We start from the raw sequence: 18,958 nt of genomic DNA, 5'->3' as shown, positions 1-18,958 counted from the left end.
AAAGCGCGGGAAAGGCGCGATTGTGCCCATGCTGGCGGCGTTTGCGCGGCCGGCCCTGCGCGCTGCCGTGTTACCGGGCTGATTTCGTGTCGGCCGGGCCGGTTTTTCCTGTTTCAGTGGCTGGCGGCGACCTGAGAGACGGCGCGCAGGTGCTCCAGCTTGGCTGCATAGACCGCTCGGTTGCCAGGCGTGCTGCCGTTTTTCGCGGCCAGCGCGAGGTGGCTGCGCGCATTCGGCAAGTCACCCAGTTCGAGGTAGACCTGCGCCAGCCAGGCCTGTGCGTCCTGGAAGGTCGGGTCGCGTTCGAGTTCGCGGTTCAGTTCGTCGCGGGCTCGCAGCCAGTCATGCCGCTGCGCGGCGGCCAGGCCGAGGCGGAAGTGGTGGAAGGGTTGCTGCGGCATCAGCGTGGCAATCCGCTGGTCCAGCGGAGCCGCCTCGAAGTCGCGCCCCTGGGTGCGCATCAGGCCGGCCAGGTTCGCCAGCGAGCGCAGGTTGTCGGGTTCCAGCGCCAAAGCATGGCGGTAGGCCAGCTCGGCCATGGCAGGCAGTTGCCGGCGTTGGTAGATCACGCCCAGTGTGTTGACGGCTGCTGCGGCGGGCTTGTCATGCGACACGGCGGCCCGGGCCCACCAGTACGCCGTGTCCAGGTCGCCCTGGGCCATGGACTCGACGGCGCGGTTGTTCTCGAACATTGCGACGAGCACGTCTTCGCTGACCAGGCGGGCACGCCGGCCGCGCACCGCTTCCGTCGGAAGGAAGTCCACGACCAGCGACTGGCTGTCGTCGCCCCACGACATCGAATTGCGCTGGCCCAGCACCACGTTGACGTGGCCGCTGGCGACCACCAAGTCGCCGCTCAGACCCCAGCTGTCCTCGTTCAGCACCTGCTGGAAACTCACCTGCAGGCCGAGCTTGCGGCCCAGCGAGGCGGTCAGGATGACAAGAGAGAGGCAATTGCCTGAACGCGCCTGGAAGGCCTGGGCGGCTGTGCGGGTCTGCGCGGTGTCGTAATCCAGCTTCAGGTACCTGTTGCTCTGCAGTGCTTCGTAGAGGCCGCGCTGCTTGCCCTGGGCGCGGATCAAAGGCTCCAGGTCGCTGCGCAGGAAATGCAGCATGTCGCTGTTCGCGGTGAACAGGTCGCGGGTATCGACGGCTTCCCGCGGCGCGGCGAACAAACCATCAGCCAGCAGCGCCCGAATGCCTGGAGAAGCGGTGCCTGCGCTGTTCGATGGCTGGGCCGATGCGTCTGCAAGCCCGGGCTTCGGCTGTGCAGGAATTTGCGCACAGCCTGCCAGCACGGCTGTCCAGACCAGTGCGGCCGTGCAGCCGGCCACCAAGCGGAAATGTCCTCGCGTGTGCATGAGACCTCCTGCAGACACTTCATCGTAGAGCGGAACCGTGGGCTTGGGAATGGTGCCGGGCCGCATCGCTGCCGTGTTCCGTGTGGCGTGCAAAGGAAGTTCTCGATGCCGTTGCTGTCATTGATATTCCGCAATAGGAATGGCTGCGCACATCGCCTCGGAGTGGCTGGCCCGAATCATGCTGAAGCAGCGGGCATGAACGGGGATACGACAAAACAAAACCGGCCGACCGACACGGCGGCCGTGCTGGGTGCGATTCAACAGGCGGGCGAAGCGGTGCTGGGCTTGACCCATGGGCTGGCCGAGGTCGAGTTGCTGGCTTCGGGTTCGACGCGGGGCGAGGTGGCCCGTCAGTTGGGCCTGCTGGCCACGGCCTTGCGGCATCTGCCGCGCGAGGCGATGCGGGTGATGCCGGAGATCGACTGGGCCGGCTGGCGCGGCATGGCGAGTTCGCTGGACCAGTTGGGCGGGCTGGCGCGCGACGAGGCCTTGTGGTTTGGTGCGCACTCGCTGGTACCGGCCACGCTGAGCACGCTGCACCAGTACCGGGCCACGCGGCCAGAGCTGTTCACCTACTGGAACTGAAAGCTGGCGGCGCGCCGTTCGGGCGCGATGCGCTGGTTGGGGGGATGCCGCTGGGCGGGGTCAGTTGCCCGGCAATTCGCGCAGGCGGGACAGGTCGGCCGGGGTGTTGACGTTGAAAAAGGCGTTGCGGTCTTCAAAGGCCACCAGCGTGCAGGCGTGCTGGCGGGCCCAGCGTTCAACCTGGCGCTGCTCCTGCGCCAGATAGGCCTGCAGCGATGCGCGCAGGTGCGTGCGCAGCAGGCAGAACACCGGTTCGGGATGCAGCGCCCCGCCGGGCGAATGGGTCGCGGCCATGGCGATCTCGCAATCCTGGGTGACCGCGGCCTCTGCCAGCCTTGCAACCAGGTCCGCCGGGAAGTTCGGTGTGTCGCAGGGCACGGTGGCCAGCCAGGGCGTGGCGGCGGCCGACAGGCCGGCCAGGAAGCCGGCGAGCGGGCCGGGGAAGCCGCCCTGGGCGTCGGCCAATACCGGCGGGCCCAGCCTGGCGTAGTCGGCCAGGTGGCGGTTGGCGCTGATGAGGCAGTGGCCGACCTGCGGCGCCAGGCGTTGCAGCGCAGACTGGGCCAGCGGCCGGCCTTGCCAGGTCTGCAGGCCCTTGTCGACACCGCCCAGGCGCTGGCCGCGGCCGCCGGCCAGCAGCAGGCCGGTGATCTGCTCGCGCGGGATGCTGGCCGTCATGATCCGGACCAGTTTGCCGGGAGGCTCAGGTGCTCTTCGAGATGCTGATGCTGGGAAACTTGGACGAGAAGTCCTTGGCACGCTGCGCGACCTGCACCGCGACCTGGCGGGCGATGGCGCGGTAGAGGCCGGCTTCCTCGCTGTCCGGCTGGCTGACCACGGTTGGTGCACCAGCATCGGCCTGCTCGCGGATGGACAGGCTGAGCGGCAACGCGCCCAGATAGTGCACGCCATGCGTCTCGGCCATTCGCTTGCCGCCGTCCGCACCGAAGATGTGGGCGGTGTGGCCGCAGTTGGGGCAGCAGTAGACGGCCATGTTCTCGACCAGGCCGAGGATGGGCACGCTGACCTTCTCGAACATCTTCAGGCCCTTGCGCGCATCGATCAGCGCCACGTCCTGCGGCGTGGTGACGATGACCGCGCCGGTCAGCGGCACGCGCTGCGACAGCGTCAGCTGGATGTCGCCGGTGCCAGGCGGCAGATCGACGATCAGGTAGTCCAGTTCGCCCCAGTTGGTCTGGCGCAGCAGCTGTTCCAGCGCCTGCGTGGCCATCGGGCCGCGCCAGATCATCGCATCGCCCGGATCGACCAGGAAGCCGATGGAGTTGACCTTGATGCCGTGGCCCTGCATCGGCTCCATGGATTTGCCGTCCAGGGTTTCCGGCCGGCCGGAAATGCCCAGCATGGTCGGCTGGCTGGGGCCATAGATGTCGGCGTCCAGCAGGCCCACCGATGCACCTTCGGCGGCCAGCGCCAGTGCCAGGTTCACCGCCGTGGTGCTCTTGCCGACGCCGCCCTTGCCGGACGCCACCGCGACGATGTTCTTCACGCCCGGCAGCAGCGCCACGCCGCGCTGTACTTGATGCGCGACGATGTGGCTGCTGACCTGCACGTCGACCTGCGTGACCTCGGGCAGCGCGCGCACGGCGGCCTGCAAGGCTGATTGCAGCGGCGCGACCTGGCTGCGCGCCGGGTAGCCGAGCTCAACCTCGAAGCTGACCTTGCCGCCGTCCAGGCGCAGCGCTTTCAACTGGCGGGTGGACACAAAGTCCTTGCCGGTGTTCGGGTCGACGACGGTTTGCAGTGCTGCGAGAACGGCTTGTTCGGTGAGGGCCATGGCGTGGGGAGCTGGAAGGGCAGACTGGCCAGCACGGTGCGGGCCGGTCGGCGGGTGCCGGGCTGCCGCGGGTGGCGTTGCCGCGCGCGGGTGGAGAATGGCCGGCAGTCTACCGGCTGCGCCTGTGATGCACGGGGTGGCCTTCGAGAGCCCTGGTTCGATGTCGCCCATGAACGAACGCTTCCTGGCCATTCGCGCCGGGGCTTGCCCAACGGGAGTCGACGGATGATGAACGGGAAGCAGGGTTTTCGCCGTGCGCTGTGTGGCGTGGCACTGGCACTGGCACTGGTCTTGGCAGGTCCGATGGGCAGCCTGCGCGCTGCCGCCGCGCCACCCACGCCAGCCGCCACCGCGCCGATGCCACCTGTGCAGGTCCGGTTGGTGACCGACCAAGGCACCATCGTGGTAGCCGTTGACCTCGCGCATGCGCCGCTGTCCGCCGGTGATTTCCTGCGCTACGTGGACCGCGGGCTGTATGCCGGCGCGAGCTTCTACCGCACGGTGCGGCGCGACAACGACCACGGCACGCCGCAGATCGAAGTCATTCAAGGCGGCGTGGCGGGCGACGACACGCCGGCGCCGCCGGTCGCCCACGAGAGCACGCAAACCACCGGGTTGCGGCACCACGATGGCACGCTGTCGCTGGCGCGTGGTGCGGTGGGCACCGGCTCGGCCGCTGCGTTTTTCATCTGCATCGGCGAGCAGCCGGGGTTGGATTTCGGCGGCCAGCGCAACCCGGACCGGCAGGGCTTTGCCGCGTTTGGCCAGGTGCAGGAAGGCATGGACGTGGTGCGCCGCATCCACGCTGCCGCAACCGATCCAGCTCGGGGTGAGGACTATGTGCGCGGGCAACTGCTGGTCAAGCCGGTGCGCATCCTGCGGGCCGAGCGGGTCGAGCCTGCGCCGCAGGCCGTACCACCCGGGGTGGCGCTGCGCTGAAGCTGCTCAGCGCAGGAACAGCTGGTAGACCGGGTTGTCGGTCTCGTCCACGCAGGGGTAGGCCAGGCCCGCAATGAAGTCCTTGAAGGCCTGTTTGTTGCCCTTGGGCACCTGCATGCCGACGAGGATGCGGCCGTAGTCGGCGCCCTGGTTGCGGTAGTGGAACAGGCTGATGTTCCAGTCCGGGTGCATGGCCGACAGGAAGCGCATCAGCGCGCCCGGGCGCTCCGGGAACTGGAAGCGGTACAGCCGCTCGTCGCGTGCCAGCTCGCTGCGGCCGCCCACCATGTGGCGCACATGCGCCTTGGCCAGTTCGTCGTCGGTGAGGTTGACCGTGGCGAAGCCATGGCGGCTGAAGCTGCGGGCGATCTTGTCGGCTTCGTCGCGCTTGCTGATGGACACGCCGACGAAGACGTGGGCGAGCTTGGCGTCCGAGATGCGGTAGTTGAACTCGGTGACACTGCGCGAGCCGATCAGCTCACAGAAGCGCTTGAAGCTGCCACGTTCCTCGGGGATCGTGACTGCGAACAAGGCTTCACGCTGCTCACCGAGTTCGGCCCGCTCGGCAACAAAGCGCAGCCGGTCGAAGTTCATGTTGGCGCCGCAAGTCACGGCCACCAGCGTCTGGCCCTTGAGCTTGTGCTCGGCGGCGTATTGCTTCAGGCCCGCCACGCCCATCGCGCCCGAGGGCTCGACGATGCTGCGTGTGTCCTGGAACACGTCTTTCATCGCGGCACAGACGGCGTCGGTGTCGACGACCACGAAGTCGTCGACCAACTCGCGCACCAGACGGAATGTCTCTTCACCGACCAGTTTCACGGCGGTGCCGTCAGCGAACAGGCCAACATCCGGCAGCGTGACCCGCTTGCCGGCCTTGACCGAGCGCAGCATCGCGTCGGAGTCGACCGTCTGCACGCCAATCACCTTGATCTCGGGCCGCACGGCCTTGATGTAGGCCGCGACGCCGGAGATCAGCCCGCCGCCGCCGATGGCGCAGAACACCGCGTGGATGGGACCCTGGTGCTGGCGCAGGATCTCCATCGCGATCGTGCCCTGACCGGCGATCACGTCCGGGTCGTCGAACGGGTGTACGAAGGTCAGGCCCTGGGCCTTTTCCAGTTCGACCGCATGGCCGTAGGCATCTGAATAGCTTTCGCCGTGCAGCACAACCTCGCCGCCCCAGCCGGCCACGGCGTCGATCTTGACCTTGGGCGTGGTGACCGGCATCACGATGACGGCACGGCAGCCCATGCGCTTGGCGCTCATCGCCACGCCCTGGGCGTGGTTGCCGGCCGAAGCGCAGATGACGCCGCGCTGCAGCTTTTCGGGCGGCAGGTGGGCCATCTTGTTGTAGGCGCCGCGCAGCTTGAAGCTGAACACCGGTTGCAGGTCTTCGCGCTTGAGCAACACCTGATTGCCCAGGCGCTTGCTCAGCGTACGGGCTGGGTCCAGTGCGGTTTCGTCTGCGACGTCATAGACCTTGGCGTTCAGGATCTTGCGCAGGTAGTCGTTGGCGCTGGGCGGCGTGGCCGCTTGGGGCGCAACGCTGCTGCCGGATGTGGAACGACGGGATGCCGGGCGCGCCGCAGGGCGGGCCGGACGGGCGGCGCCTGCCATGGCGTCTCTCCTTGGTGCAATGCTGGTTAAAAGACTTCGCACGCATCGCCCGGAGGGTCTGTCACGAGAAGCGCTGCATGATAAGACAGCGTGCTGCGACGAGAACCACACAGAAAAAAGCCCGGAGCTTTGCAGCTCCGGGCTGAATCCACCAATGGAGGAGGTGGAGGAGACAACCGGGGCATTGATCGATAGATCCATCAATGCGATGAATAGAGTTTAACCGCACTTGTGCTGCGCTGCAATATGTTGCATGCCGCCCGTTGCGATCCGTGAGCGGGACGGACCGCGAGATAATTCACACCCGGCGGCTTCGCGAGCTTGCGGCGCCGCCGTTACACGAGGATGAAGTCGATGGAATGCACGATCCACTGGGTGCCGGAGACCGGCATGTCGATGCTGGCGGAGACCGGCAGCGGCCATTTGCTGAGCATGGACGGCGCACCCGAAGGCGGCGGCCGCAATCTGGCCCCCCGCCCCATGGAGACGCTGCTGGCCGGCGCCGGTGGCTGCACCGCTTATGACGTGGTGCTGATCCTGCAGCGCGGGCGGCACGAGGTCAGCGGTTGTACCGTGTCCCTCAAGGCCGAGCGAGCGCCGGTTGACCCGAAAGTCTTCACCAAGCTGCACATGCATTTCGTGGTGACCGGCAAGCAGTTGCCAGAAGCCGCAGTGGCGCGCGCTGTGACGCTTTCGCACGAAAAGTATTGTTCGGCGACGGCGATGCTGGGTCGCACCGCGGAAATCAGCACCAGCATCGAGGTGCGCGAGGCCGGCGCCTGAGGCCGTGCAGCCTTGTCAGATGTAGTGCGCGGTGGTTGTCATGACCTTCGCCGCAACCCGCATCAGGCCGCGAACGGGGGCTGGCAGCCGATGGGCCCCTGCTGCCTCGGCCTGTTCGGCATGCCGGACTTCGTCGGTGTGCATCTGCGCCACGATGGCGCGTGAAGCGTGGTCTTCCGAGGGCAGTTGCGCCAAGTGGCTGGCCAGATGCCGGGCCACTTGGCGCTCGGTCTCCGCAACAAAGCCCAGGCTCCAGCGATCTCCAGCGCGGCCTGCCAGCAGGCCCAGCGAGAAAGCACCGGCGTACCACAGCGGGTTCAGCCAGCTGGTGTGGCTGTTCAGGGCTTTCAAGCGTTCGGCTGTCCAGGCCAGGTGATCGATTTCCTCGTCTGCGGCTTGTTGCAGTGCCTGCCGCAGCACGGGATCGTGTGTGCCCAGCGCCTGAGATTGGTAAAGCGCTTGCGCACAGACCTCGCCGACATGGTTCACACGCATCAGCGCGCCCGAAAGTCGCTTGGCCGGTGCACTGAGGGCTGCTGTGTCGCCCTCAGGTTGTGCGGGGCTGGCGCGGCTGGCTCGGGCGCCGCCTGAAAGTGTGCGCAGCGCTTGGTCCGCGTTGATCAATAGGGTGTCGAGCATCCTGGGTCTCTTCCGATCGCGGGCGTCATGTGAATTTCGCGAGACCATATTGTGACGCGCCTGTTTTTTGGCTACCCGTTGTCTATAGGCAACGACCCGGGGCCAGATGTGGCTGAAAGTTTGCCTCCTCGTCGAGGCTCTGGTGCAATCACGTCCAGCTTCCGCATCAGGGTTTGCCTTTAGTGCGCTCCGGACCAGCTGCTCGATGAAGCAGCCAGGCCAACCCTCCGGATCTCTCGTATCAATCTTGGAGATAGTTGCAATGAAAAAAACTCTGCTCGCTCTGGCAGTTCTGGGTGCTTTCGCTGGCGCCGCTTCCGCTCAATCGTCGGTGACCGTGTACGGCAAGCTTGACCTAGCACTGGCCAAGCTCGTGGCTTCCAAGGACAAGCAGGTTGCCGACAACAACGGCAGCCGCATCGGCTTCAAGGGCTCTGAAGATCTGGGCAATGGCATGTCGGCCATCTTCCGGATCGAAAGCCAGATTTCGGCTGACACTGGTGCAGCCAATTCGACGTTTTGGAACCGTTGGTCTTCCGTTGGCCTGAACACCAAGTTCGGCTCCATTCAACTGGGCCGGATGGAAAGCGCAGCTTGGGACGTGGTCAGTTCCTCTGATCCGTTCGGTGGTGACACCATTGCTAATTTGCGTGACGTTGGCGCCACGCTGCGCACCAGCAAGTTCGACGCCACGCAGGCGACGGTGGATGTGCGTCGACTGGACAATTCTGTTCGTTATGACGGTGCTTTTGGTGCCTTCAAGCTGTCAGCTTCCGTCGCGGAAACTTACGGCGCTGGCACCGAGAAGCCCTATGCGGTCGGTGCTTCCTACACGATGGGTTCGCTGATGGTCGGTGGTGCGTACGAAGCCACCACGTTTGAAAACCAGAAGATGTGGACCGCTGTCGGTTCCTACGACTTCGGCATGGCCAAGCTGTCCGGCTCGTACTCCGATGGCAAGACCATTAATGACGATGACGTCAAGGGCTTCCTCGTTGGCGTGGTTGTGCCTTACGGCGCCATCAACCTGAAGGCTGGCTACGCACAGTCCAAGGTGGACTTTGCTGCAGGTTCGCAGACCCTGAAGAAGGCTGGGCTGGGCATCGAGTACAAGCTGTCCAAGCGCACCAAGATCTATGCTGACTACGCCCGCATCGGTGGCGATGTTGGTGGCAGTTTGGCGGCCGACAACAAGAACGGCTACGACTTTGGTCTGAGCCACTCGTTCTAAGTCTCTCCATGCATTGGCGCAGTTCTTCTGCGCGAATGCCGTGTGAGCAAAAGCCCGACAGGCCATGCCTCTCGGGCTTTTTTATTTCTGTCACATCAGCCCCTGCCAAGGCGTGACTCACGTTGGTGAGTCGGCCTGCGTCACTCAGGGCTGGTTTGCGCTGGCTGCGGCGCCGCGGTGGAGGCCGGAGAAGTTGCTGAGGCGCGAGACGGCTTGGTTGATGCCTGATCGGGTAGCACCAAATTGGCCCGTTGGCCGCAGCCAGCGCACAGCAGCGCCAGGGCCAGCCCCGCGGCCAGCGTTACAACTCGCGGTCCGCCACAGAAGGCCTGCGACGAAGAGGTCTTCAAAGGTGCTCGCTTTTGCGGCGCCACTACACTGAACATCACGCAATGCGGCATGACTGAATTTTAGCGATGACCACGACTGCTTCGACCTTGACCGACGCGCAATACCACGAACTGGCTCACCTGGCGCTCGCCAGCGTCGAGGCTCAGATCGACCAGTGGCTGGACCGGGACGTGATCGACATCGACACGCATCGTACCGGCGGCCTGCTGGAGTTGTCGTTCCCCAATGGCAGCAAGATCATCTTGAACACCCAGCCGCCGCTGCATGAGATCTGGCTGGCGGCGCGAGGTGGCGGTTTTCACTACCGGCGTGACGTCGCGGCTGGTTGCTGGATTGACACGCGTGATGGCAGCGAGCTGTTCGACAGTCTTTCACGTCACGCCAGTGCGCAGGCTGGCGTGGCGCTGAAGTTCACCGGCAGCTGACCGCAGCACAGGCATTGTCCCGGGTACCCCGCTCGATGCCGATTCGCGGCAGCGGAGAACCTTTCCAGGCTGGGCTACCGGAACAGGTCCAGGATCCCTTTCTTCTCATCTTCGTTTGGCGGTGTGGGCAGGTGTTCTTCGGTGTTCAGGCTGCTGACGCCCTGGCCGCCGCTGAATTCGTCGTAATACCACTCGCCAGCCACGTTGACCACGCCCTGTGTGGGCTGCACTTCGGCCACCGGCACGCCTTTGAGCGCCTGACCCATGAACTCGATCCAGACGGGCAGCGACAGTCCCCCGCCAGTCTCGCGGTCTCCCAGCTTGCGTGGGTTGTCGTAGCCAATCCAGACGACGGCCGCCAGCGAGGGTTGGAAGCCGGCAAACCAGGCGTCCATCGAGTCATTGGTGGTGCCGGTCTTGCCATAGATGTCTGGCCGCTTGAGCGTGGCCTGGGCGCGCGCCGCGGTGCCTGAACGCGCAACTTCTTGCAACAGGCTGCTCATGATGAATGCGTTGCGAGGCTCAATGACACGAAGCGATTCGTCTGGAGGCGTCAGCTTGGTCTCGTGCAACACGCGGCCGCGGTTGTCGGTCACCCGGGCGATCAGCACAGGGTTGACGCGGTAGCCGCCATTGGCAAACACGCTGTAGCCGGTCACCATCTGCATGGGCGTGACCGAGCCGGCACCCAGTGCCATCGTCAGGTAAGGGTCATGGCGCTCTTTCTCGAAACCGAAGCGGGTGATCCAGTCGCGTGCATAAGGCACGCCAATGGCTTGCAACACCCGGATCGACACCATGTTTTTGGACTTGGCCAGCGCCCGCCGCAGCGACATCGGGCCGTCGAAGGTGCCGTCGTAGTTCTTCGGCTCCCAGGGTTGGCTGCCAGTGCTTCCGGCGTCGAAGAACAGTGGTGCGTCATTGACCACCGTGGCGGGTGTGAAGCCCTTTTCGAGTGCGGCGGAGTAGATGAAAGGCTTGAAGCTGGAGCCCGGTTGCCGCCACGCCTGGGTGACGTGATTGAACTTGTTCTTGCCAAAGTCGAAGCCGCCTACCAGGGCCCGAATGGCGCCAGTCCCTGGCTCCATCGACACGAACGCACCCTCGACCTCGGGTTGCTGGGTCAGCGTCCAGTCGCCCTTGACTGTCTTCAGCACCCGCACGATGGCGCCTCGGCGGACCTGCACCTTCGGGTCGGCGCGGTCCGACAGGCCGGAGGTTGCCGGCTTCAGGCCCTCGCCGACAATTGTCAGCGCCTCGCCGGATTGCAGCGCGGCGATGACCTTCTTGGGCGACGCCTCCAACACCACGGCGGCCTTCAGTTCATCGTTGTCTGGGTGGTCTGCCAGCGCTTCCGCGATGCGCGCATCCAGCGCCCTGGGATCTGCCGGGAGGTCCACATAGGCTTCAGGGCCGCGGTAGACCTGCCGTCGCTCAAAGTCCATCAGACCTTTGCGCAACGCATGGTAGGCGGCGGCCTGATCGGCAGCTTGCACGGTCAATTGCACGTTCAGTCCGCGGGTGTAGGTGTCCGCGCCGTACTGGGCAAACATCAGCTGCCTGGCTGCTTCGGCCAGATATTCGGCATGTACCGGCACCTCGGTAGGAGTGCGGTACTTCAGGTTCTGCGCGAGCGCTGTGTCCCGCTGTTCGGCAGTGATGAAGCCGTTGTCCAGCATCCGGTCCACGATGTAGCGCTGGCGCACCGTGGCCCGGCGCGGGTTGGCGATCGGGTTGTAGGCAGATGGCGCCTTGGGCAGGCCGGCCAGCATGGCTGCCTCGGCCACGCTCAGTTCCCGCAGTGGCTTGCCGAAATAGATTTCGCTGGCTGCGGCGAAGCCATGCGCCCGCTGTCCCAGGTAGATCTGGTTCATGTAGATCTCCAGGATCTGGTCTTTGCTCAGCGCACTCTCGATCTTCAGTGCCAGCAGCACTTCGTAAAGCTTGCGAGTGATCGTCTTCTCGGTCGACAAGTAAAAATTACGTGCGACCTGCATCGTGATCGTGGAGGCGCCCTGGCTGCCGGCTGCACCGAACTGTGCGATGCCAGCCCGCAACACGCCAAGGTAGTCCACGCCGCTGTGCTGATAAAAACGTGCATCCTCAATTGCCAGCACAGCATGCTTCATCACGTCCGGGATTTCGGCAATGGGAGTGAACTGGCGTCGTTCGTCGCCGTACTCACCCAACAACACGCCATCGGCTGAATAGATTCGCAGAGGCAGCTTTGGGCGATAGTCGGTGATCGCATCCAGCTCGGGCAGGTTCGGATACGCCACGGCCAGCGCAATGCCCCCGCAAATCAGTCCCGCCGCCACCAGCGCCAGTCCCGTGCCAAACAGTGCCGCGATCAAACGCAAAAAAACGGACGCGACCCGCGAAGCAGGGGTGGCTGTGGACGTCGAGCTGGAGCGCTTGTCGGTACCGGCGGACGAGGAAGGGGCGGGATCGTTGGGGTCGGCGTCGCTCATGGTTCTCCCGTTGGGCCGCCGATTATAGGAAGGGGCACCGGCTTCAAGCCCGCCCCCAACGCGGCTGTCGTGGGCGACAGCACAGCTTTTGGGGATGCGGCGCAAAGGTTCCGTACCGGTATCCTTTGCTTACCAATCAGTCGGTCCAACGCAACGGACGCGCGGATTCGTTCCGGGGAAATCCTTGGTTCGTCAACAAGCTTGCTGCTAGCATTGAAGTGCTTTGTTAACTTTGCGCCCGTTCACGGTGTCGCTGGAGCCATCTCCCGTGGGTTTTCTTGATCGCTTTCTGGGCCAGAAACATCCCCAGATGATGGGTCTCGACATCAGTTCATCCAGCGTCAAGCTGGTCGAGTTGGGTCAGTCATCGTCCGGCGAATTGCTGCTCGAACGACTTTCCAGTGAGCCTTTCGAAAAGGGCTGGATCGTGGACGGGCAAATCGAGAAGTTCGATGAAGTGGCCGACGCGGTGCGGCGGGTGGTCGCCCGCAGCGGCACGCGCACCCGGCACGTGGTGATGGCCATGCCGGCCGCCGCGGTCATCACCAAGCGCATCGTGCTGCCCGCCGGGCTCCGCGAAGAGGAAATGGAACTTCAGGTTGAAACTGAGGCCCATCAATACATTCCGTTTTCGCTGGACGAAGTCAGCCTGGACTTTTGCGTCATCGGCCCGAATTCAAATTCTGCCGGCGACGTGGATGTGCTGATCGCCGCTTCTCGCAAAGACCGCGTGCAAGACCGGCAAGGCCTGGCGGAGGCCGCAGGATTGACGCCGGTCGTGCTGGACATCGAATCGCACGCTTCCCGGCTGGCCATGACGCGGCTGGTGGCTGCCTTGCCTGAGCAAGGCAAGGACGCTTTGGTTGCGCTGTTTGAAATTGGCGCCGACACCACCAGCCTCAAGGTTCTGCGGGAAGACGAACTGCTGTACGACCGCGACCAATCTTTTGGTGGCGCACAACTGACGCAGCTGATTTCCCGGCAGTACGGTTTTTCGTACGAAGAAGCCGAGCAAAAGAAGCTCAGTGGCGATTTGCCGGAAGACTACGGTCCCACATTGCTGACGCCCTTTGTGGACAGCCTGGCGCATGAGATCGGCCGTGCCTTGCAGTACTTTTTCACCAGCACGCCGCACCACAAGGTGCATTACGTGATGCTGGCGGGCGGTGCCGCGTCCATGACCGGCTTGCGCGAACGGGTCAAGGATGTCACCGGCTTTGCTTCGCGCGTCGTGAATCCATTCGAAAACATGAAGTTAGGCCCGGCGGTGCGGGAGGCCAAGCTCAAGCGTGAGGCGCCGTCGTACCTCACGGCCTGCGGTCTGGCCATGCGGAGATTTGTGCAGTGATCCTGATCAACCTGTTGCCTCACCGCGAGGCGCGCCGGCAGGAACGCAAACGGGCATTCTTCGCGGCATTGGGGCTGGCAGCCATCATCGGCGCTGGCATTGTGTTGCTCTGGTATCTCGTGTTGCAGCAATTGACCGCCGCGCAGAATTCCCGGAACAGTTTTCTGAAAACCGAGATAACCAAGCTCGATGTCAAAATCAAGGACATCGCCGACTTGAAGGCGGAAATCGAAGCTTTGAAGGCTCGGCAAAACGCGGTGGAGAACCTGCAGACAGATCGGAACGTGCCGGTTTATCTGTTAAACGAACTTGTTAAACAGACGCCCGAAGGGGTCTATTTGACGGCCGTTCGCCAAAGCGGCAATCAGGTGACAGTCAGCGGCATTGCCCAGACCAACGAACGTGTTTCCGAGTTGCTGCGCAACACTGCTTACAACTCCACTTGGTTGGAGCGTCCCGAGTTGGTGGAAAGCAAGTCGGCCAATATCTTGATTGGCAAGGATCAACGCAAATTGTTCGATTTCTCCATCAAGGTGTCGATCAAGCGGCCCGCTCCGCCCGCTGGGGCGGCCAGCGGCGTCCCAGGCAAGCCTGCGGCCCCCAAGGTGTCCTGAGTATTGGCCATGGCGACACAGAAAAAAACCTCTCAAATCGACGTTGGGGCATCGCTGCGAGCGGCGGGAAGCCAATTCCAGGGCCTGGATCCCAAAGAGCCCGGGCAATGGCCGGCGCTGCCAAAGGCCCTGGTATGGCTATTGGCAACCATCGTGGCCGTGGTGGTAGGTTGGCTGGTATTGATCAGTGATGAAACTGATCATTTGGCGCAGTCGCGAGACCTCGAGCCCAAGCTGAAGTCCGAATATCGGAATAAGCTGACGGAAGCCGTGAACCTTGAAGAGTTGCGCAAGCAAAAAGAACAGGTTCAGGAGTATGTGACGCAGCTCGAAAAGCAGTTGCCTGGCAAGGCTGACATGGACGCCTTGCTGTCCGACATCAACCAGGCCGGCGTCGGGCGGGGGATGCAGTTCGAACTGTTCCGGCCAGGGCAAGTGGTGGTGAAGGACTATTACGCCGAGCTGCCGATCGCCATCCGAGTGTCCGGCCGTTTCCATGACATCGGTTCATTCGCCGGAGATGTTGCCAATCTTTCTCGCATTGTCACTTTGCACAATCTGGTCATCACGCCCACAACGGCCAAGGACAACTCAGGCGCCTTGGTCATGGAAGCCACGGCACGGACTTATCGCTATCTGGATCCAGCCGAGGTTGCTCAAGTCAAGCGAGATGCTGCAGCGAAGTCGAGCACAAAGAAGAAGGGCAAGTCATGAGTCGGCAGTCTTCGACTTGGTTGGGATTGGTTCTCCTTTTCTCGATGGCGGGATGTTCCGGTGACAATCAGGAGATTCAGGCTTGGATGGATCAGCAGGCGAAAGAGGTCAAGCCAAATGTGCAGCCGATCTCGCCGCCGCGGAAATTCGAACCAGAACCGTATGTCGGAAGCGTCGCACCGGAGCCTTTTGGCGCGGGCAAGATGGTAGCTGGGACGAGGCTCGATGCGCGGGGCTCCAATGCGATCCTCACAGCCGAAATGCGCCGCCGAAAGCAGCCGTTGGAATCGTATCCGTTGGATGGCATGAAAATGGTCGGCAGCGTGAACAAAAGCGGCCAGCCCCACGCGTTGTTGAAGGTTCAGGGGCTGCTTCACTATGTGAAGGCGGGCGATTATCTGGGTCAGAATTTCGGCAAGATCATCAGGATTTCCGAAACCGAGCTTGAGTTGCGGGAAATCGTGCAAGACGCCTCGGGCGAATGGATCGAACGCACCAGTACCCTCCAGCTTCAGGAGTCGGGGCAATGAACAACAGGTTGGAGTCACGCAAAATGCGTAGTTGGTACGCGGCAGCCTTGGCGCTGTCGATCGGAATGATGGCGCCGGATCTGGCCTTGGCGCAAAACGTCATTCGCTCGGTCACCGGTTCGCAACAAGCCAACGGCGAAGTAATTCGCGTCGAGCTGAGCCAGCCTTTGACCGCCGCGCCCACCGGGTTTGTGGTGCAGGCGCCGCCTCGAGTCGCCATCGACCTGCCGGGTGTCACCAATGGGTTGGGTACGTCCAGCGTCGAGGTGAATCAGGGCAATGTTCGGTCTGTCAACGTCGCCAATTCTGGTGATCGGACTCGGTTGGTGGTGAGCCTGAAGCAGGCGACTTCCTACAAAACCGAGATTCAAGGCAAAACGCTCTTGATCTTGTTGGACACGCAGGCTTCAGCGGGTGCCGCCCAGGATGCGGTGCACTTCGCCAGCAGCCAGAATTCCGAGCAGCTTGCTTTGCGAGACATTGACTTCCGCCGCGGTCCGGATGGTGCCGGACGCGTGGTGGTTGGATTGGCCAACACCCAGGTTGGCGTGGATCTGCGGCAGCAGGGGCAGAATCTGGTGGTGGAGTTTCTGCATTCCACCTTGCCGGAGAGCTTGCGTCGAAAGCTGGATGTTTCCGACTTCGGCACGCCTGTGCAAGGCATTTCGGCGGTACAGAACGGCGACCGAGTTCGTTTGTTGATCGAGCCTCGCGGCGCATGGGAGCACAGTGCTTATCAGACCGATACGCAGTTTGTGCTGGAGGTTCGTCCTGTTCGCATGGATCCGAACAAGTTGGTGCAAGGCCCCGGTTTCCAGGGCGAGAAACTGTCGCTGAATTTCCAGAACATCGAAGTCCGCGCGTTGCTGCAAGTCATCGCTGATTTCACGAACTTCAACGTGGTCACCAGCGACACAGTGACCGGCAGTGTGACCCTGCGTCTCAAGGATGTGCCTTGGGACCATGCGCTGGACATCATTTTGCAAGCCAAGGGGCTTGGCATGCGCAAATCTGGCAACGTGCTTTGGATTGCGCCGAAGGAGGAGTTGGCGGCCAAGGAGCAGGTTGATCTCGAGGCAAAGAAGAAGATCACCGAACTGGAGCCGGTACGGACGCAGTCTTATCAGCTGAACTACACCAAGGCAGAGGACATCGCCAAGGCCTTGAGCGGTCAAGCCTCCAGTTCTGGCGGTGGTGCAAATTCTGGGGGTGCCAGTGGGGGCAATGCCACTCGCATTCTGTCGCCGCGTGGTTCTGTGTTGGCTGAGGCGCGAACCAATCAGCTGTTTGTGTCGGACATTGCTTCCAAATTGGAAGAAGTGACGACCATGATTTCTAAAATCGACATTCCTGTCCGCCAAGTGCTGATCGAGGCGCGCATCGTGGAAGCCGACGACAAGTTCGGCCGCGCATTGGGTATCAAGTTGGGCGCGACCGATCTTCGCGGTGTCAATGGCGGTGTTCCGGGTTATTCGGTCGGTGGCAGCAACTACGTTACGGTGGGCGGCAACTACAACCAAGTCGGCTATCAAACCAATCAGCAAAGCACCGACACCGCTTACTCCAATAGCCAATTCGTGAGTCTGCCGGCCAACACCAGCGCCATTAGCACCGCGTCTGCAGCCACCATGGCACTCTCGCTTTTCAGCGCGTCGGCCAATCGCTTCCTGAACCTGGAATTGAGTGCGCTGGAAGCAGAGGGCAAGGGGAAGATTGTTTCCAGCCCGCGGGTGATCACCACGGACCAAGGCAAAGCCGAAGTCGAGCAGGGCGTGGAGATCCCTTATCAGATCGCTTCCTCAAGCGGCGCCACTGCTGTGTCCTTCAAGAAGGCGAGTCTGCGTCTGGAAGTGACACCGCAAATCACGCCCGAAGGCAACGTGATCTTGGCTCTGGAAGTCAACAAGGATAGTCGAGGCGACAACACCACCGCTGGCCCAGCGATCAACACCAAACACGTGAAAACCCAGGTGCTGGTGGAAAATGGCGGTACAGTCGTCATCGGTGGCATCTTTACGCAGGAAGAGCGCGACGAAGTCAACAAGGTTCCGTTGCTGGGCGATATTCCGTATCTTGGCGTTTTGTTTCGCGACACGGTTCGCTACAACAACAAGACGGAACTGTTGATGTTTATCACGCCCAAGATCATTACCGACAGATCTGCGGCTCGCTGAGTGTTTTGAAATCTGGCTTGGTGCCGACAGAGAATTGAGGGGAAATGATGGTTCGGACGAAACTTGCCGCCGCTATTATGCTCGCGGCTGCTGCTTTGTTGCAGGCATGCGGAGGTGGAGGTGGCAGCAGCGCTGGGACTCCAGTCGTTGGCGGCGATGGGGCGAGTGGCGGATCTGGATCTAGTGGAGATGCGGGTTCCGCAATTTCCGTATCGGTTGGCGCCAGTGATCAGATTGTTGATGGCGATACGTCCGAAACCTATGTTCAGGAATTTACGGTGCAGGTGGTCGATAGTAAGGGTTATCCTGTGGCGGGCGCAACGGTTACACCGACTGTGACGCTGCCGATGTATGCGAAAGGGTATTGGGGATTAAACACGGACGGCGCTTGGGCTCGGTGTGGCTATCCCTATGCCAATGAGGATGTCAACGGCAACGGCTCACTTGATGCTGGTGAGGACGTGGACGGTGATGGGAAATTGGCGCCCCGAGCCGCTGACGTCTCTGTGAGCTACATTGATGCCAAGACCACCGACGCTAATGGCCAGGTGAAATTGAGGATTCAATACCTGCAGAGTTCCGCGTCTTGGATCCAATATGCGTTGAAGGCTTCAGCTAAAGTTTCGACCACTGAGGGCGTCGGTAGTTTCAGTGACTGGCTGGGCGTACCAGTGGATCAGCTCTCCGATACCACGAGTGCGCTGCCGTTTCAGAATAGTCCCTATGGGGCGGGTCTTTGTGGTTCCTCTTCTTGAATTCAGCTTGGCTGTCGCTGTGAACTGATAGAGTCCACCGATTCATCATTTGTGGCTCAAGCCGTAGGAGTTCGAGATCATGGGCATGGTCGCCTTGGTCGGCCTGCCGGGTAGCGGTAAATCCACCATCGGTCGGCAATTGGGCAGGAATCTTGGTTGTCGGTTCGTCGATGCCGACCATGAAATCGAGCAGCACATCGGCTGCTCGATTTCGTCGTATTTCGAGCTTCACGGAGAGTTGGCATTCAGAGAGGTTGAAGAGTCTGTGATTGCCCGGCTCAGCCAGCTTGATGGCTTGGTGTTGGCAACTGGCGGGGGGGCAGTCCTGCGTGAAGCCAATCGCCATGCGCTCAAGGCCGGTGGCAATCTGGTCATCTACCTGCGGGCGCAGGTGGATGACCTCGCCAGGCGGCTCCAGCACGATACCCAGCGTCCGTTGCTGAAGGATGTCTCGCCTCAAGTGCGGTTGCGAGAGTTATTTGCTCAACGTGATCCGCTGTACCGCGACATCGCTGATTTCGCAGTCGACACGGGGCGCAGCTCGGTTGCAACCTTGGCACACTTGATCGCAATGCAGCTCGAGCTTGCGAGGCCTGAGCAGTTCAGGGGGCGGGCCGGCTAGTCGG

The 18,958-nt window shown here is 62.5% G+C and carries 18 protein-coding genes; 12 read left to right on the top strand and 6 right to left on the bottom strand.

The features are described from left to right. Positions 1 to 113: 113 nt before the first annotated feature. Positions 114 to 1,361 (bottom strand): hypothetical protein, encoded by a 1,248-nt coding sequence (locus ACAH41_RS07135; RefSeq protein WP_325652062.1) that lies wholly within the window; start codon positions 1,359 to 1,361, stop codon positions 114 to 116. 195 nt (positions 1,362 to 1,556) lie between these two features. Here ACAH41_RS07135 and ACAH41_RS07130 point away from each other — a divergent pair, with 195 nt between their 5' ends. Continuing rightward, positions 1,557 to 1,946: a hypothetical protein gene (locus ACAH41_RS07130; RefSeq protein ID WP_325652060.1), complete on the top strand. Its 390-nt coding sequence runs from the start codon at positions 1,557 to 1,559 to the stop codon at positions 1,944 to 1,946. A gap of 60 nt (positions 1,947 to 2,006) precedes the next feature. On the opposite strand, the gene mobA is transcribed toward ACAH41_RS07130, so the two are convergent. Together mobA and apbC are read right to left on the bottom strand one after the other, a co-directional pair. After that, positions 2,007 to 2,624, bottom strand: a complete 618-nt coding sequence (mobA, locus tag ACAH41_RS07125; RefSeq protein ID WP_325652059.1) for a molybdenum cofactor guanylyltransferase MobA — start codon at positions 2,622 to 2,624, stop codon at positions 2,007 to 2,009. Positions 2,625 to 2,649: 25 nt separating this feature from the next. Next, positions 2,650 to 3,741, bottom strand: a complete 1,092-nt coding sequence (apbC, locus tag ACAH41_RS07120) for an iron-sulfur cluster carrier protein ApbC (protein ID WP_325652058.1) — start codon at positions 3,739 to 3,741, stop codon at positions 2,650 to 2,652. A 225-nt stretch (positions 3,742 to 3,966) separates the two neighbouring features. Between apbC and ACAH41_RS07115 the strand changes: the two genes are divergently transcribed. Continuing rightward, positions 3,967 to 4,680 (top strand): peptidylprolyl isomerase, encoded by a 714-nt coding sequence (locus ACAH41_RS07115; protein ID WP_325652057.1) that lies wholly within the window; start codon positions 3,967 to 3,969, stop codon positions 4,678 to 4,680. Between the two features lie 6 nt (positions 4,681 to 4,686). Here the strand turns inward: ACAH41_RS07115 and ilvA are convergent, their stop codons facing one another. Continuing rightward, positions 4,687 to 6,297: a threonine ammonia-lyase, biosynthetic gene (gene ilvA, locus ACAH41_RS07110; protein ID WP_325652056.1), complete on the bottom strand. Its 1,611-nt coding sequence runs from the start codon at positions 6,295 to 6,297 to the stop codon at positions 4,687 to 4,689. A gap of 354 nt (positions 6,298 to 6,651) precedes the next feature. On the opposite strand from ilvA, the gene ACAH41_RS07105 reads away from it, so the two are divergent. Then, entirely contained in the window at positions 6,652 to 7,080 is a 429-nt protein-coding gene (locus ACAH41_RS07105; RefSeq protein ID WP_325652054.1) for an OsmC family protein, read from the top strand. 15 nt (positions 7,081 to 7,095) lie between these two features. Here ACAH41_RS07105 and coq7 read toward each other — a convergent pair whose 3' ends face one another. Continuing rightward, positions 7,096 to 7,719 carry a 2-polyprenyl-3-methyl-6-methoxy-1,4-benzoquinone monooxygenase gene (coq7, locus tag ACAH41_RS07100; RefSeq protein ID WP_325652053.1) on the bottom strand — a complete coding sequence of 208 codons (624 nt, stop codon included), beginning with the start codon at positions 7,717 to 7,719 and terminating at the stop codon, positions 7,096 to 7,098. 262 nt (positions 7,720 to 7,981) lie between these two features. On the opposite strand from coq7, the gene ACAH41_RS07095 reads away from it, so the two are divergent. Beyond that, entirely contained in the window at positions 7,982 to 8,950 is a 969-nt protein-coding gene (locus tag ACAH41_RS07095; RefSeq protein ID WP_325652052.1) for a porin, read from the top strand. Positions 8,951 to 9,366: 416 nt separating this feature from the next. Next, positions 9,367 to 9,726, top strand: a complete 360-nt coding sequence (gene cyaY, locus ACAH41_RS07090; protein WP_325652051.1) for an iron donor protein CyaY — start codon at positions 9,367 to 9,369, stop codon at positions 9,724 to 9,726. A gap of 74 nt (positions 9,727 to 9,800) precedes the next feature. Here cyaY and ACAH41_RS07085 read toward each other — a convergent pair whose 3' ends face one another. Continuing rightward, entirely contained in the window at positions 9,801 to 12,197 is a 2,397-nt protein-coding gene (locus ACAH41_RS07085) for a penicillin-binding protein 1A (RefSeq protein ID WP_325652049.1), read from the bottom strand. A 268-nt stretch (positions 12,198 to 12,465) separates the two neighbouring features. Between ACAH41_RS07085 and ACAH41_RS07080 the strand changes: the two genes are divergently transcribed. The 7 genes from ACAH41_RS07080 to ACAH41_RS07050 all read left to right on the top strand — a co-directional run bounded on the left by ACAH41_RS07080 (position 12,466) and on the right by ACAH41_RS07050 (position 18,954). Then, complete coding sequence (locus ACAH41_RS07080; protein ID WP_325652048.1) at positions 12,466 to 13,545, top strand: pilus assembly protein PilM; 1,080 nt, start codon at positions 12,466 to 12,468, stop codon at positions 13,543 to 13,545. Next, the gene (locus ACAH41_RS07075) at positions 13,542 to 14,159 is read left to right on the top strand and encodes a PilN domain-containing protein (RefSeq protein WP_325652047.1); all 618 of its coding nucleotides are present in this window, start codon (positions 13,542 to 13,544) and stop codon (positions 14,157 to 14,159) included. Before ACAH41_RS07080 ends, ACAH41_RS07075 begins: the two co-directional genes overlap by 4 nt. Before the next feature lie 9 nt (positions 14,160 to 14,168). Then, positions 14,169 to 14,873: a type 4a pilus biogenesis protein PilO gene (locus tag ACAH41_RS07070; protein ID WP_325652046.1), complete on the top strand. Its 705-nt coding sequence runs from the start codon at positions 14,169 to 14,171 to the stop codon at positions 14,871 to 14,873. Further along, entirely contained in the window at positions 14,870 to 15,403 is a 534-nt protein-coding gene (locus ACAH41_RS07065) for a pilus assembly protein PilP (RefSeq protein ID WP_325652044.1), read from the top strand. The genes ACAH41_RS07070 and ACAH41_RS07065 overlap by 4 nt, the downstream gene beginning before the upstream one ends. Further along, positions 15,400 to 17,577 carry a type IV pilus secretin PilQ gene (pilQ, locus tag ACAH41_RS07060; RefSeq protein ID WP_370538235.1) on the top strand — a complete coding sequence of 726 codons (2,178 nt, stop codon included), beginning with the start codon at positions 15,400 to 15,402 and terminating at the stop codon, positions 17,575 to 17,577. The genes ACAH41_RS07065 and pilQ overlap by 4 nt, the downstream gene beginning before the upstream one ends. A gap of 44 nt (positions 17,578 to 17,621) precedes the next feature. Beyond that, positions 17,622 to 18,332, top strand: a complete 711-nt coding sequence (locus tag ACAH41_RS07055; protein ID WP_325652042.1) for a hypothetical protein — start codon at positions 17,622 to 17,624, stop codon at positions 18,330 to 18,332. Between the two features lie 79 nt (positions 18,333 to 18,411). Beyond that, positions 18,412 to 18,954 carry a shikimate kinase gene (locus ACAH41_RS07050; RefSeq protein WP_325652041.1) on the top strand — a complete coding sequence of 181 codons (543 nt, stop codon included), beginning with the start codon at positions 18,412 to 18,414 and terminating at the stop codon, positions 18,952 to 18,954. The last annotated feature ends 4 nt before the right edge of the window (positions 18,955 to 18,958 follow it).

This window comes from Ideonella sp., from assembly GCF_041287625.1.
GTDB lineage: Bacteria > Pseudomonadota > Gammaproteobacteria > Burkholderiales > Burkholderiaceae_C > Ideonella.
Note: the sequence above shows the minus strand (reverse complement) of the source record. Positions and strands in the feature narration are given on the sequence as shown.

Excerpts from the sequence above, each read along its gene's own strand:
- ACAH41_RS07135 (WP_325652062.1), bottom strand. The coding sequence starts at position 1,361 with ATGCACACGCGAGGACATTTCCGCTTGGTGGCCGGCTGCACGGCCGCA.
- ACAH41_RS07065 (WP_325652044.1), top strand. The coding sequence starts at position 14,870 with ATGAGTCGGCAGTCTTCGACTTGGTTGGGATTGGTTCTCCTTTTCTCG.
- ACAH41_RS07070 (WP_325652046.1), top strand. The coding sequence starts at position 14,169 with ATGGCGACACAGAAAAAAACCTCTCAAATCGACGTTGGGGCATCGCTG.
- ACAH41_RS07115 (WP_325652057.1), top strand. The coding sequence starts at position 3,967 with ATGATGAACGGGAAGCAGGGTTTTCGCCGTGCGCTGTGTGGCGTGGCA.
- ACAH41_RS07095 (WP_325652052.1), top strand. The coding sequence starts at position 7,982 with ATGAAAAAAACTCTGCTCGCTCTGGCAGTTCTGGGTGCTTTCGCTGGC.
- ACAH41_RS07085 (WP_325652049.1), bottom strand. The coding sequence starts at position 12,197 with ATGAGCGACGCCGACCCCAACGATCCCGCCCCTTCCTCGTCCGCCGGT.
- coq7 (WP_325652053.1), bottom strand. The coding sequence starts at position 7,719 with ATGCTCGACACCCTATTGATCAACGCGGACCAAGCGCTGCGCACACTT.
- pilQ (WP_370538235.1), top strand. The coding sequence starts at position 15,400 with ATGAACAACAGGTTGGAGTCACGCAAAATGCGTAGTTGGTACGCGGCA.
- mobA (WP_325652059.1), bottom strand. The coding sequence starts at position 2,624 with ATGACGGCCAGCATCCCGCGCGAGCAGATCACCGGCCTGCTGCTGGCC.
- ilvA (WP_325652056.1), bottom strand. The coding sequence starts at position 6,297 with ATGGCAGGCGCCGCCCGTCCGGCCCGCCCTGCGGCGCGCCCGGCATCC.
- cyaY (WP_325652051.1), top strand. The coding sequence starts at position 9,367 with ATGACCACGACTGCTTCGACCTTGACCGACGCGCAATACCACGAACTG.
- ACAH41_RS07130 (WP_325652060.1), top strand. The coding sequence starts at position 1,557 with ATGAACGGGGATACGACAAAACAAAACCGGCCGACCGACACGGCGGCC.
- ACAH41_RS07050 (WP_325652041.1), top strand. The coding sequence starts at position 18,412 with ATGGGCATGGTCGCCTTGGTCGGCCTGCCGGGTAGCGGTAAATCCACC.
- apbC (WP_325652058.1), bottom strand. The coding sequence starts at position 3,741 with ATGGCCCTCACCGAACAAGCCGTTCTCGCAGCACTGCAAACCGTCGTC.
- ACAH41_RS07055 (WP_325652042.1), top strand. The coding sequence starts at position 17,622 with ATGATGGTTCGGACGAAACTTGCCGCCGCTATTATGCTCGCGGCTGCT.
- ACAH41_RS07105 (WP_325652054.1), top strand. The coding sequence starts at position 6,652 with ATGGAATGCACGATCCACTGGGTGCCGGAGACCGGCATGTCGATGCTG.